The following is a 13800-nucleotide window of genomic DNA, read 5'->3' as shown; positions in this document are numbered from 1 at the left end:
TACTGGAATTAAAAATTTTATCCAACCAGTTTTAAAAACCAAGGCTCCACAACAATTATTTATAGCTGAAGCACTAGAAGTATAGCCCTAGATATATCTGAAATAATTTATTTTGGGGAAACTCTAAGTCATTTTAAAAAACTTTGGATTTAAAACCCTTGCCCCTCACTTCACTTGCATCCATAATCGACATGACTGCATGAGAATCCAAATCGTAGATGAATCTTTTGGCCTCTTCCACCTGCCTGGAACTCATTATGCAATATATTATTTTTTTATGAACTCCAGTATAGGCCCCTTCGCCGTAAAGATAGGTAACTCCCCTTCCGAGCTTCTCCACTATAGCTTTTTCCACACCCTCAGTATTACTTGTCACTATAAACATTATCTTCTCTCTGTCAAATCCCTCGATGATCTTGTCAACCACCACAGAATACATGTACATGGATATCAAAGTATAAAGGGCAATTGGCAAATTCCCTATGACCATACCTACTGCAACTATTACCGCATTGATCGCAAATCCTATTCTTCCTATTGAAAGTCCATATCTTTTCTTTATTGCCACTGCTACTATATCCGTACCTCCCTGGGAAGCCCTGCATTTAAACACGGTTCCAGCACCAATTCCCGTAAGTATTCCACTGCACAATGCTGACAAAAGAGGATCCGGCAGATAGTAAAAGCTGTTTACCGTCCTGGTGAATATAAGTGACAATGACATGGCAGTCATGCCTATAAAACTAAATATTCCAAATTTCCTGTCCACAACTTTAAATCCAATTATGAATATGGGAATATTTATAGCTATGACAAAATATCCTGAAGATATACCCGTCAAATACTGACATATAATGGCAACGCCCGATACGCCGCCGCTTAAAAATTTATGGGGAATAATGAACATGTTGACTCCTACGGAATACACTATGTTCCCAAGTATAATAACCAGTACCTTCCATATATTGTTTTTAATATCTTTCATATTATTTATTTCTCCATTTTTTAAATATTTGGTTCAGATGAAGTTTCCCATCCCTGCAAAATAATTTGCACATTGGAGAACAGGCCGAATAAAATATTATGAGAAGTAAAATCATAAGGAGATTCAAAATGCTTTATTTCAATTATCCTGACAATTCAGAATATACATTCAGCATTGACAGCAGCCGGTCCAGTTTCTACAGGAATGATACTAAAACTGATTCTGTAAAATTAAATGAGCAAAAATTATCACCTACTAATTTTAGCATAAATTATCCAGTAATATCAAATGAAAAAGAAACAGAATCCATTACAAAAATCAACAATGCCATTGCAGATGAAGTTGGTAAACTTTTTAGGAGCCAGGTCCTTCTTCCTGAAGTTGTGGACTTTCATGATGTACTGGGAAATTATGAAACAATGTTAAATGAAAAAAATATTCTCAGTATACTTTTCAGCATGGGTACTTATATAAACCATGCAGCACACGGATATACAAAGTACTCTTCTATAACGGCCAACACTGAAACAGGACAGATATATGATTTCAGCGACCTGTTTAACCCAAAGGTATACTATACTAAAGTTTTAAATGAACTGGCAATGCAGTATATTAAAGAAAATAATATTGATTTGATAAGTGAATACAAGGGTATAACAGAGGATCAACAGTATTATCTAACCCCTGAAAACCTGGTATTGTATTATCAAATCTATGAATACACACCTTATGTATACGGACTTTTCAAAATAGAAATTCCATACAATGAAATAACCGGTATTATAAGCCCTGCAAGTCCAATAGCCAGGCTTATCGGAACAAGTGATTCTAGGTTCAGATAGGGGGAATAATTACAATGGGAAATATAAGAAAAATATCCGGCAGAGAATTGAGAAAAATGCTCAAAGACAGATTTCCTCCACTTTTAATCGACGTTAGAAGCCGCAGGGATTTTCGCAAAGGGCACATAGGCGGCAGTAAAAATATCCCCATTGAAAAATTTAAAGATACCATAAAAAAAATAAAGCCGGATTTGAATTCCACCATTGCAGTATATTGCACCTGCGGCATAAAATCTGCAGAAGCCTGTCATATACTGAAAAGAATGGGATTTAAAAAAATTTATGATTTAGGTGGAATTGACAACTGGCATTACAGGCTCGAACACTGATCTCATAAAAAAAGGGATTTAAGTTTTTCATCCTGTCATAATACAGCTTAAATTCCCTTTAAATATATTTATCTGCAATAAATTTTTGATACTAATCCAATATCATTAAATCCTTGGAATAATTATTTAATATTTCACACCCATCTTCCCTGACAATTACCAGATCCTCTATACGGACTCCAACTTCTCCAGGTATATAAATACCTGGTTCAATAGAAAAAACTTGTCCCGGCTGGACTATATCTTCATTAACTGAAGAGACATCACCAAAATCGTGAACATCTATTCCAATAGAATGTCCCAATCTGTGGGTAAAATATTTCCCATAACCTTTCTCTGTGATATAATTTCTGGCTGCGGCATCTATATCACAAAATCTCACTCCTGCCCTGACCTTGTCTATTCCTCTCTTGTTTGCTTCAAGAACTATATTGTAAACTTCTCTGCTGTGTTCAGGTGCATATTTATAAAAGACAGTCCTGGTCATATCCGAACAATATGAATCTTTTCTGCAGCCCATGTCAATAACTATGCAGTCTCCTTCCTTCACAGCAGATCCATCCATCACATGATGTGGATCTGCAGCATTTGCCCCGTAGCCCACTATGGGATCGAAGGAATGACCTTCTGCTCCTAATTCCTCCCATATATCAGAAAGTATTTTCCCCATTTTCTTTTCAGGATATTTCTGCGGAATCAGTTTGATCATTTTTCCCATGGCCAGGTCATTCAGCCTAGAAGCATTTCTCATCAATTCCTTTTCCCGTTCATCTTTACACATTCTCACCCTGTCAATAATTCCAGAAGCATTTACAAATGTACTTTCTCCTTTTAGTTTCATGAGCTCCAATAAGAAATGAGAAGGCCAATTTTTATCGATACCCAGGATCCTGTCTTTTTCAACATATCTTGCAAGAATATCCACAGGCTGATGAATGTCATTATACCATATGATTTCTACTCCTATATCATCCTCACTTACAGGAAATAACTCATTGACAAACAGCTTATTGTCACCTTTAAGCGATATATAAAGTGCCAGCATTCTTTCTCCAGGCAAAATCCACTTTCCCGTAAGATAAAATATGGAAGATGGATCTGAAATTATCATTTGAGGTAATTTTTCTTCTTTCATGAGTTTTAACACTTTTTGAAGTCTTTCTTGTATCATTTAAAATCAACTCCCCCGATAAGTCATTATTTATAATATTATCATATTTCTTTTTAGGTGTATATATGATTTACGATATTACTGTAATTTTTTTATAAATACTGTAATTTATAGATGATCATATTTGATATTATTGAATATATTTTGAGGTTATGATATTATATTAAAATAAAAGTTCATATTTATGAAAATCATAGACATAATGATAGGAGGTAAACGATGATTGGGGAGATATCCAAAAAAATTCGAGATTTAAGGAAAGAACACAATTTTACTTTAAAAGATTTAAGTGAAAGAACAGGGCTTTCGGTAAGCTTTATATCACAAATAGAAAATGGTTCCTCTTCTCTTGCAATAACTTCTCTCAAAAAAATTGCAGATGCTTTAAATGTAAATATAAGTTATTTTTTTAAAGCTCCTGAAACACGTAATTTTTTAGTCAAGGCTGCTGAAGAGAAAACCTTTAAAATAGAAGGTTCTAATTCAGAGTTTATAAGAATAAGCGGAGATTTTCCTTCAAGGACTATGGAGTCAATGCTGGTAATAATACCGCCGGAACAGACTCATGGCAGCAGATTCAATCATCCCGGTGAAGAATTTGTATATGTGCTTGAAGGAGGACTTATTGTCACTCTGGACAATACTGAATACTTTGTAGGAGCAGGGGATTCAATCCAGTATCCTTCGACTATCCTTCATTCCTGGAAGAATCCACTTAAGCAAAATACAAAATTAATCTGTGTAATAACTCCGCTGATCTTTTAATACTATAATTTTCATTCATCAACAAGTCTGTATCCAACCCCTACCTCTGTGTATATATATTCAGGTCGTGTAGGGTCTTTTTCCAGTTTTCTTCTCAAGTTTGCCATGAACACTCTGAGAGACTGGGTTTCATTTCCTAAAACAGATCCCCAGATTTCATTTATAATAAAATTATGAGTTAGTACTTTTCCCGGGTATCTGCATAAAAGTTCCATTATTTTATATTCCGTAGGAGTCAAATGTATATTTTCCCCCGCTATAACCACTTTTCTTTTTTCAAAATCAATAACCAGATCTTTAACTCTGAATTCTTTTATCTTTTTTTTCTGGACACTGTTCACGCCATTGTGCCTTAAGGATACACGGATTCTGGCAAGCAGTTCTCCTATTCCAAAAGGTTTTGTCAGATAGTCATCCGCCCCTTTGTCCAGCGCCTCAACTTTCTGTCTTTCATTTTCTCTGGCAGAAACAATTATAATGGGAACTTTGGACCATTCTCTTATTTTAGATATAACCTGGACTCCATCAATATCCGGAAGTCCCAGATCAAGTATTACAAGATCCGGATTATTTGACATGGCAAGAGCCACGGCTTCATTTCCCATGTCCGTTTCAATGTACTTGTAATTTTGAGCTGACAGTGCCGCAGTTATAAACCTTCTTATAATTTTGTCATCTTCAACTACCAGAATATATGGTTTGCTATCCAAATGTCATTCCCCTTTCTTTAATCCACTATCTTTTTGCCGGGAATATTAAATCTAAAAATAGCGCCTCCATTTTTTTTATTAAAAGCCGCAATTTTTCCGCCGTGAATTTCCACAATGGATTTACATATGGCAAGCCCCAATCCAACTCCCCTTCTGGAATCGGATATTTTACTTCCATTTTGTAGTACAACACAATACCTGATGACAGTAAGAATAAAAATCCTATGAAGCTAAATGCAAAGAATGTAAAACCACCAATACCAAAGGCCATGTTAAAACGTTCCTGTTTATAAATTGGACGCAGATTTGTTATGTCATCTTTTTTGCCGAATACTAAACTAGAGCTTTTCCATAAGCTTTCATTACTTCCATTTATATTGCGCAGTCCATCAAGTATGGCATCAAATACTTTCTGGCCGTTACCTGATTTAAGATTAAACAAATAGGCGGTTTCTTCCTTGGCTTTCAGTTCTGCATATATTTTATCGTCAATTACATCTGCCAAAACACCTGCATATTCAATATTTCCATAAGAATCAATGAAAGGGGCATACATACTTCTTGTGTTTTCTCTGTCATATGCCAGATGCTTTACATTTCCCAACTTTCCTACAAAAGTATTCATATCTGCAGGATTTTTCTCAAATGTTTCTGCACGGGTTACGCCTTTCCGCCAAGGCTCAATTGTGATGATGGTATCAAAATCAACAGGTTCTTTTGCATTTGCACTGGAATTATACACAAGCAACAACTCATCGGGCTTAACATCAATTGAAAGCCCCATATGCCTGTTAAACTCACTTTCACTAACAACCAGACTATCCCTTTGCCTTTCCATATAGTAATTAATGAACCCATCCCTGGTATTTCTATAATTTTGGCAATATGTAAATTTCAAAGGTGAAAAAGTATCTAAAATGCCACCTGCATCTTTTACAATCTTCTTAATTTTATCTTCGCTGATTCTGTTTATTTCGCCATTTGTTTCAATCATGAAATCATACGGAACAAATTCCCTAATAGTTTTATCATTGTAAGTATAGATGGATATTCCCATACCCATAAAATAAATAGCAATAAAAATCAACAGCGAAACAATATACAGTGTTACTTTATAAGAAAAAAACCGGTGACTGAGGCTTCCGAAAATCAGAATATTTCTATTATAAAATACAGGGAATAGCTTGCCAAAATATCTAAAGATATCAATACCAAAAGCTATTACGAAATACAGAGATACTATAACAGCCACAAAGGTAAGCATTGGAATCAGCACAGGATAATTACCCGTAATATCCCTGGCCCATTCACTTCTGGCTAAAAAAGCATGAAGAAAGAATGTTGAAGAAACACATATAATGGCAGCAGCTGAACTAATAAACGGATGCGACTTTGAAACACCCTTTGTACTGGAGGATTTAATTAATTGTATTACAGAGAGTTTACGGATAAAAATACCGGTAAAAATCATATTAAAAAGAAAAACAATGACAAAAACACCAAAACTGAGAAAAAAGGTTCTGTAATCTATGTAATAAATATCGTTATAGCTAAATCCGGTGAAGCTTAATATTCTGGCAAGTATCATATAAAACAATTTTGACAGCAGAAGTCCGAAAAGCAGTCCCAAAATCATGGAACTGGCAGCAATTACAAGGCTCTCTATATAAATCATCCTCATCAAGTCTTTGTCTGTCATCCCCAATGTAAGATACAGTGCGAATTCGCGACTTCTGGATTTCACAAAATAAATACCTGTATATGCAACAAAAACTATGCTGAACAAAAGTATGGCATACGCCGCCGCATTAATATAAGGAGATGCCGACCGGAAAGACGAATTCCGGGCTAAAATTTTATTAAACATAAGGCTTCCGTACAAAAATAAAACTGCAACCACAAAGCTGTTCACAAAAAAATAGGAAAGAAAACGCCCAAAATTATATTTCAGGTTTTGGGCCACAATATACCAAAATGTCATTCTTTATCGCCTCCCACTATACTCAAGGTTTCCAATATCTTATCAAAGAAAGCCTTTCTGTCGCCGGAGCTCTGAATTTGAATGTTGATTTTGCCGTCTTTGATAAAGATAATCTTTTGACAGTAAGATGCGGCAAAGGCATCATGAGTAACCATCAATATGGTACAGTTTTTTTCGGTATTCATCTGAGTCATCATTTCCATAATATTGGCGGATGACTTTGAGTCAAGATTTCCTGTGGGTTCATCTGCAAAACATACCGCCGGATCGCTTACAAGCGCCCGTGCCGCTGCCACACGCTGTTTTTGACCTCCTGAAGCATGGTATTGATATTTCTCCGCAAGGTCGCTGATACCGAAGAAATTCATCAGTTCATTCACACGATTTTCAATTTCTTGCGGCGGCATCTTATCCAATATCAGCGGCAAAGCAATATTTTCTTTCAAGGTCAGGCTTTCAAGAAGATTGAAGTCCTGAAAGATATATCCAATCCTTTTACGGCGAAAAATCGCCAGCTCGTCTTTTTTAAGCCTATCAATGGCTTTTCCGTCTATGATTACTTTGCCTGATGTTGCAGTATCAATACCGGACAATATATTTAAAAGCGTAGTTTTTCCGCTGCCGCTGGGCCCCATAATGCCAATAAACTCTCCCCTAGAAACGGTGAGATCCACACCTTGTAAAGCATGGACCTCTTTCGCCCCCTTAAAGGATCCATATACTTTGGTTAAGCTTTCTACATTGATAATGTCGTTCATAATTTCATCTCCTTTGCTTTAACATTAGTATAGTCAAAAGAGTATAAAATAAAAATTGATTTACCTTGCAATAACATTACAATCTTGAAAGAAAAGACAAGCTAACGCTTGTCCCTTTCTCCGGGGCTGAAGTCAGATCTACCTCAATACCAAGCTGTTTTGCAATATATTTAACCATAAAAAGACCTATTCCTGTAGCGGCTTTATGTTTTCTCCCGTTTTTGCCTGTAAAGAACAAATCGAAAACTCTGGGGACATCTTCTGCTTTGATACCGATGCCCTCATCCCGGATCGTCAGTATCGTGCGCTTTTCACCAGGTTTTATTTCCATATGGACATTTTTACCTGAAGGAGTGTATTTAACAGCATTGGCGATGATTTGTTCCAGGATGTAAGCACACCACTTTTTGTCCGTGTAAACATAGGCTGACCCCCCGTGAAGTTTCGGATACACGCCTGCATAGATAAAGTCACGTTTCTTTTCATTGATAACCCTGCTGATGAGCGAGCGAAGATCAACACGTTCCGGCATGTAATCATTGGAGAACTCGTCAAGCCGCAGAATGTTCAGAGCCTGCTCCAAATTTCTTTTCAGCTTATCATTTTCCAGGGAAATATCTTCCAGAGAATCTTTGGATGGATTGTCACAGGCAAGTTCAATAATGGTCAAAGAGGTCTTCATGTTATGTATAAAACTGGAGAACATGGAGTTGCGGTCCCTCAGCTTGTCATTTATAGAAATGATGATATTATTGTAATGTTCATGTATATCCTCCATTGCTCCAAAAGCAAGGGCTTCCTTGCAGTTGTCCGGATTTGGCTTATAACCTCTGCCCTGTTTTGCCTTGTCTAAGCTGTTCAGAAATCTGTACATAATAACAGATTTAACAATTACATAAGCTGCCAATATAGTCAAGCTAATCAAAGTAGGATATGCAATCATGCTTCCCGGGTAAACAAGATTAAAAATTAAAAGGAGAAGGGCAGTATTTAAAATATAAAAAATAATAGCCTTCCTCTCACTATCAACGGTTTTCCACAGCAGCCGCATCAAATACATATCCCACACCTCTCTTAGTTTCAATACAGTTTTGCAGTCCAAGTCCTATAAGCTTCTTCTTTACCCGGGTAATATTTACAGTTAAGGTATTGTCATCCACAAAACTTACATCATCCCAAAGCTCTTCCAAAAGCTGCTCACGGGTGACAATTTGCCCGGCATTTTTCATGAGCAGCCGGAGTACCCGGTATTCATTCTTAGAAAGCTCTGTCTTTATCCCTTTATAAAATACACTCATAGTATCTTCCTTCAAACATATTCCATGTATGGTTATAATACTCTCTTGCTGCTCTTCCCTTCGCAGCATGGCATTTATTTTTGCCAGCAGTACCCCAATTGAAAAAGGTTTGGTGATATAGTCATCTGCACCGTTTTCCATGCCCCTTATCTGCTCCCCTTCTTCGCTCCTGGCTGAAATGATGATAATTGGAACTTTATAATGTCTCCGTATCAATTTCAAATAGTAAAATCCATCAAATTTGGGAAGGTTGATGTCAAGCAAAATGAGTTTTGGATTATAAGCTGATATGGTTTCAAGCACGGCATCGTAGTCATCAAGTACCTTCGTTGTAAAGTTATAGGCCTCCAAATACTCGGATATATATTTCTGAAGCTGCTCATTGTCTTCAATAAGTAAAATTCTATTCATATTCCCACACCTTTCAAAAATATAGTACTAGATCATGCCCTGACTAAAAAACAGGTTATTCTGCAAGTATAATTTTATCATACTTTATGACCTCTCTTAATGAATTCATTTGCCGATAATAAAGATTTTCCCGGGCTTTTCAGCTCGGGAAAATCTTTATTATGGAAACAGCCATTCACCTAATGCAGCTCTTTTTTTATACTTTATCCTTTGGCAAACTTGTCATTGCCGCTTCCATCAAAAAATTCTTTCCAGGTTTTTTCAGCATATGGTGCAAATTCTTTCGATGACTTTGTTATCTTTTCATGAAATTCAGGATCATGAAGCATTTTTTCTGCTCCGGCATCGTCCGGCTTTGCACCCACTTCCTTGCATACATTTATTATAACATTGGTATTATCTATCATACTGCACGGCCTCAACATATTTTTGTTATAGGGCTGCATGGATCTTAATTTTTTAAAGAACGGATCCCTGAAAGCATCTATCAAATGCCTGCCTTTTAAATTAACAGTCGAAAAATGTGAAAATATGCAGGGTTCAACATCTTCTTTAGAATTGACATGGAAAAAGTATTTACCTGCAATGCAGCCCCCTACATATGGGGCATCATTAAAGAAATCGAGAGTAAAATATGGTTTATTAGCTCTTATTTCTCTGGATCTTCTTCCAAGGTAATCTCTCTGCTCTCCTGTAAGCATCATATCAAAATCTTCATCTTCTCCATTGACAGGCATGAATAAAAAGTACCAGCTCATTTTAGAACCTTTTTCAATCAACATATCTGTAAATTCATCACTGAGCACTGTATTTATATTGGTCCTCGTAACAGCTGAAGACACTCCGAACAGTATTCCTCTTTCATGAAGTATATCCATAGCTTTCAATACCTTTTGATATGTGCCTTTTCCTCTACGTTCATCAGTATCCTTTTCGAAGCCCTCAATTGAAAGCATAGGTATCACATTACCGCTTTTCTTAAGTCTGTCTGCAATTTTTTCATCAAGAAAAAGTCCGCTGGTAAATGGTGTAAACATTATATCGTCATATTTTTCATAAATGTCCAGAAGATAGTCGTTGAAAAAAGGTTCTCCGCCTAAAATAATAATATAATAAATTCCAAGATCCCTTGCTTCTCCTATAATCCTATCAACTTCCTCTGGAGGAATATCATCTTTTTTACTAAAACTTGAAGCGTAACAACCCTTGCAATGAAGCGAACATCTCATAGACGGACTCAAAAGCATAACAAATGGTACTTTAGTGTCCTCTTCATCCATATATTTCTGTCTTCTTGGACCAGCAAACCAGTTTGCATTTGCAAAAAAATTAGAAAAAAATTTTTTGAGGCACTTGGTATCCGTGTTTTTTAAAATGTTCTGAATATATTCATGTTTATATTTATCATTGTTATAATAATTCTCGACAAATTCAATTTGAGCCAGTGCAGATTCATCTTTAGTCAGCATTTTAATAGCCTTGAAAATTTTACCTATGTTTTTTTCCGGATTTTTATCAAGATAACCAACAATTTTATTTACAATAGCTTGTTTAGTAGCTTTTTCCAAGTTATCTTTTATTTTCATGCAAATTCCTCCTCATAAAATATTTATTCATGAAAGTATAGCAGCAAACAGTTGATATTCATATATCTGTTTTATCTTTAAGTGTGAATAATGAAATCCAACTTTCTGAATTGGATTCCTTGACTTTAACTGAGAGTTGATTTTTGGGAAAATAGTATCATCAAAATTTGCAAATATAGAGGAATCACTACTGCAGAAGTATCTATAGATAATATAATATTTATAGCAGATTTTCTCACTGCTTTCTACGTAATTTAAATCAAAGTAAACTGTATCCTTAATTAAAAATATTTCCAGCTAACTTTGTCTAATCAGTATCATATTTCAAAGTTCCACGTTGAAATATTTTTACAGCATTTTTGACAATAGTTTCATCATCATAATTTCTATCATCCAGGGGAAGCATCTCTTGTAAAAATACTAATGACCAGATAGCCCCAATGAAAAGTCTAATTGACAGCACAGGATCTATATCACTAGAAGCATGAGATCTTAATATCTCATTTAAAGCTTCTGTAACCCTTCCAACCACCTGGCAAAAAAAGAGCTCTCCTATTTCCGGAAAGTTAGGAGTTTCTGCAATAATAATCCGCATTAGTTTTAATTTTTGTGGATTTTTAAATATAGAAAGAATTTTCATTCCGATTTTTGTTAAAATTTCTTCTATATTTATAGACTCCTTATTAACTTTAGACAGATTAAAAATTGTCTGTATCTGCGAGGATTCTCTAATTGTAGAAAGAAATAGTTCATCCTTATTATTAAAGTACTGATAAATAAAAGCTTTTGACATACCCATTTTATTGGCTATATCCTCCATATTTGTTCTAGTATATCCTTTTGTTCCAAAAACATCAAGGGCAACATCCATTATTTCTTTCCGTTTATTGTCCTGAGAATAAGATACATCCTTTAAATCCATTCTTCCTATATCATTGAGAATTTCTTCCTTACTTTTATAATAGCGATAGATAGTACCTACAGATATTTTTGCACCTCTTGAAATCTCCTTAATTGTAGTATCTCTGAAACCCTTCTGTAAGATCAATTTCTCTGCGGCTTTTTTTATTATTTGCTTAATGCTATAATTCATTGATTTATATCCTCTCTAAATTTTATGAATGCCAAATAACTGTATACTCACTATATTATTCTTATTATAACAGTGTTACAAAATAATATAACTAGTATCCATTCATAAATTTAAAATATCACCTCCTTTCTGCACCTGAAGAAGTATCTAAACATATAATTATTAGTTAACCTTATAATTATATAGAGATTTAATTCTGCTGTTGCTTGACAGTAACTTCTATTTTCATCGATATTGCCTCAGTTTTTACCTTGCCGGCCATGACACAGACTTTAATGATCATGCAGAACAATGAATATTATTCTACTAGTTATTTATTATTCATTATAATTCTAGCACTTTTAATTCTTTAAATCAATATATTTAACAACATGTAATTATTTATTGGATACTGTTTTATTTAACTAATTATTAATTTCAATACGATTATGATACCACTTCGAGTCTACTCAAAGTCAAGAATTTTTTACAAAAATAGCGTAAAATGTAAAGATGAATTTACGATTGCACGGGTAAATTCATGTAACTCTTACGAATTTTTTAGTTTAGCTTTATTCTAATGCCGCTCTTACCTTTTTTAATTCTTCTCTAATAGCAATGTGCTGTGGACAGCGTTTTTCACATTTCCCGCACTGGACGCAATTGGACGCCTTAGCCTCTTTGGTGAAATTCATATTATATTGCAGCCTGGCAAATGGCAGACAATCAAACAAATATGCATTATTATAAACAGAAAAATTATTAGGTATATCTATCCCTGAGGGGCAAGGCATACAATATCTACACCCGGTACAGCTGATTTTCATCTTTTCTTTTAAAGTTTTCTTTGCAAAATTGACTAACGCCATTTCTTCTTTTGTTAATGAATCGGCTTCCCCTTCATTTGCCGTATTTATATTATCTACAACTTGAGCCATCTCAGTCATACCGCTTAGCACCACTGAAACCTCCGGATGATTCATTACCCACCTAAGTGCCCACTGTGCAGGTGTCCTTTTTATGTGGGCTTCATTCCAGACGTCTAAAACTTCCTTTGGCAAATTGTTAACCAGGGCGCCTCCTCTTATCGGCTCCATAATAGTTACGCCCAGTCCTTTATTTGATGCATATTTCAGCCCTTCAGTACCCACCTGATAGTTCTCATCCAGATAATTGTATTGAATCTGGCAGAAAGACCAGTCATAAGAATCTACGATTTCTTTAAAGCTGTCTATATTATCATGGAAAGAAAATCCCGCATATCGAATTCTGCCATCTTTTATCGCCCCATCCAGGAATTCGCAGACACCTAATTTTTTTATATTTTCCCAAATATCTTTGTTGAGTCCATGAAGCAAATAAAAATCGATCCTGTCCGTTTCAAGACGCCCAAGCTGTTCATTCAAGTATTTATCCATATCTTCTCTTGAATGAACCAGCCATACCGGCAATTTCGTTGCAATATTCACACGCTCTCTATATCCATTCTTTAACGCTCTGGCGACAAAAGGCTCGCTTTCTCCTCCTTTGTCAAAACCCGTTCCATGATAAGGATATGCCGTATCAATATAATTAACACCGTGATCAACCGCATATCGTACCATTTCAATAGCTTTTTCGTCGTCAATTTTGTCCTGAGCACCATCAATAACAGGCAACCTCATACAACCAAAACCTAAAACTGAAACATCTTCATTTGTTTTACCAAATTTTCTATATAACATCTTTCCATCTCCTCATTTTAAATTTAATTAAGTTAAATACAATTAGTGTAAAATTACTGTAGGGTTATTTGAGATAAGAAATGGAAAAAGAGACTTTCCTCTGATAATATATTAAGTAAGCAAAAACAAAATATACAAAGAAAGAAGGAAAGTCTCTTATGGATAATA

Annotated in this window: 12 protein-coding genes and 2 pseudogenes; 3 read left to right on the top strand and 11 right to left on the bottom strand. The window is 35.3% G+C overall.

Features of this window, described 5'->3' with window-relative positions:
* Window positions 1–133: 133 nt before the first annotated feature.
* Window positions 134–985 (bottom strand): YitT family protein, encoded by an 852-nt coding sequence (locus CLLU_RS16100; RefSeq protein ID WP_106010797.1) that lies wholly within the window; start codon window positions 983–985, stop codon window positions 134–136.
* Between the two features lie 128 nt (window positions 986–1113).
* Here CLLU_RS16100 and CLLU_RS16095 point away from each other — a divergent pair, with 128 nt between their 5' ends.
* Complete coding sequence (locus tag CLLU_RS16095) at window positions 1114–1827, top strand: RsiV family protein (RefSeq protein WP_106010796.1); 714 nt, start codon at window positions 1114–1116, stop codon at window positions 1825–1827.
* 14 nt (window positions 1828–1841) lie between these two features.
* Window positions 1842–2156, top strand: coding sequence for a rhodanese-like domain-containing protein (locus tag CLLU_RS16090; protein WP_106010795.1), 315 nt, complete (start codon window positions 1842–1844; stop codon window positions 2154–2156).
* 91 nt (window positions 2157–2247) lie between these two features.
* Here CLLU_RS16090 and CLLU_RS16085 read toward each other — a convergent pair whose 3' ends face one another.
* Window positions 2248–3327 (bottom strand): M24 family metallopeptidase, encoded by a 1080-nt coding sequence (locus CLLU_RS16085; RefSeq protein WP_106010794.1) that lies wholly within the window; start codon window positions 3325–3327, stop codon window positions 2248–2250.
* Between the two features lie 219 nt (window positions 3328–3546).
* Between CLLU_RS16085 and CLLU_RS16080 the strand changes: the two genes are divergently transcribed.
* Entirely contained in the window at window positions 3547–4092 is a 546-nt protein-coding gene (locus tag CLLU_RS16080; protein WP_106010793.1) for a helix-turn-helix domain-containing protein, read from the top strand.
* Window positions 4093–4103: 11 nt separating this feature from the next.
* Here CLLU_RS16080 and CLLU_RS16075 read toward each other — a convergent pair whose 3' ends face one another.
* The 9 genes and pseudogenes from CLLU_RS16075 to CLLU_RS16035 form a co-directional block, all read right to left on the bottom strand.
* Complete coding sequence (locus CLLU_RS16075) at window positions 4104–4802, bottom strand: response regulator (RefSeq protein ID WP_106010792.1); 699 nt, start codon at window positions 4800–4802, stop codon at window positions 4104–4106.
* A gap of 17 nt (window positions 4803–4819) precedes the next feature.
* A pseudogene (locus tag CLLU_RS16070) lies at window positions 4820–4981 on the bottom strand (ATP-binding protein); the annotation flags it as partial.
* A 1268-nt stretch (window positions 4982–6249) separates the two neighbouring features.
* Window positions 6250–6669, bottom strand: a pseudogene (locus CLLU_RS19375) (FtsX-like permease family protein); the annotation flags it as partial.
* 110 nt (window positions 6670–6779) lie between these two features.
* Window positions 6780–7541, bottom strand: a complete 762-nt coding sequence (locus tag CLLU_RS16060; protein ID WP_106010791.1) for an ABC transporter ATP-binding protein — start codon at window positions 7539–7541, stop codon at window positions 6780–6782.
* Window positions 7542–7617: 76 nt separating this feature from the next.
* Window positions 7618–8601 (bottom strand): sensor histidine kinase, encoded by a 984-nt coding sequence (locus CLLU_RS16055; protein WP_106010790.1) that lies wholly within the window; start codon window positions 8599–8601, stop codon window positions 7618–7620.
* The gene (locus CLLU_RS16050) at window positions 8567–9250 is read right to left on the bottom strand and encodes a response regulator transcription factor (protein WP_106010789.1); all 684 of its coding nucleotides are present in this window, start codon (window positions 9248–9250) and stop codon (window positions 8567–8569) included. The genes CLLU_RS16055 and CLLU_RS16050 overlap by 35 nt, the downstream gene beginning before the upstream one ends.
* Window positions 9251–9453: 203 nt before the next feature.
* Window positions 9454–10836: a radical SAM/SPASM domain-containing protein gene (locus tag CLLU_RS16045; RefSeq protein WP_106010788.1), complete on the bottom strand. Its 1383-nt coding sequence runs from the start codon at window positions 10834–10836 to the stop codon at window positions 9454–9456.
* A gap of 307 nt (window positions 10837–11143) precedes the next feature.
* Window positions 11144–11929, bottom strand: coding sequence for a TetR/AcrR family transcriptional regulator (locus CLLU_RS16040; RefSeq protein WP_106010787.1), 786 nt, complete (start codon window positions 11927–11929; stop codon window positions 11144–11146).
* A gap of 551 nt (window positions 11930–12480) precedes the next feature.
* Window positions 12481–13632, bottom strand: coding sequence for an aldo/keto reductase (locus CLLU_RS16035; RefSeq protein ID WP_106010786.1), 1152 nt, complete (start codon window positions 13630–13632; stop codon window positions 12481–12483).
* Window positions 13633–13800 lie beyond the last annotated feature (168 nt).

Source organism: Clostridium luticellarii (genome assembly GCF_002995845.1).
GTDB classification, from domain to species: domain Bacteria; phylum Bacillota; class Clostridia; order Clostridiales; family Clostridiaceae; genus Clostridium_B; species Clostridium_B luticellarii.
Note: the sequence above shows the minus strand (reverse complement) of the source record. Positions and strands in the feature narration are given on the sequence as shown.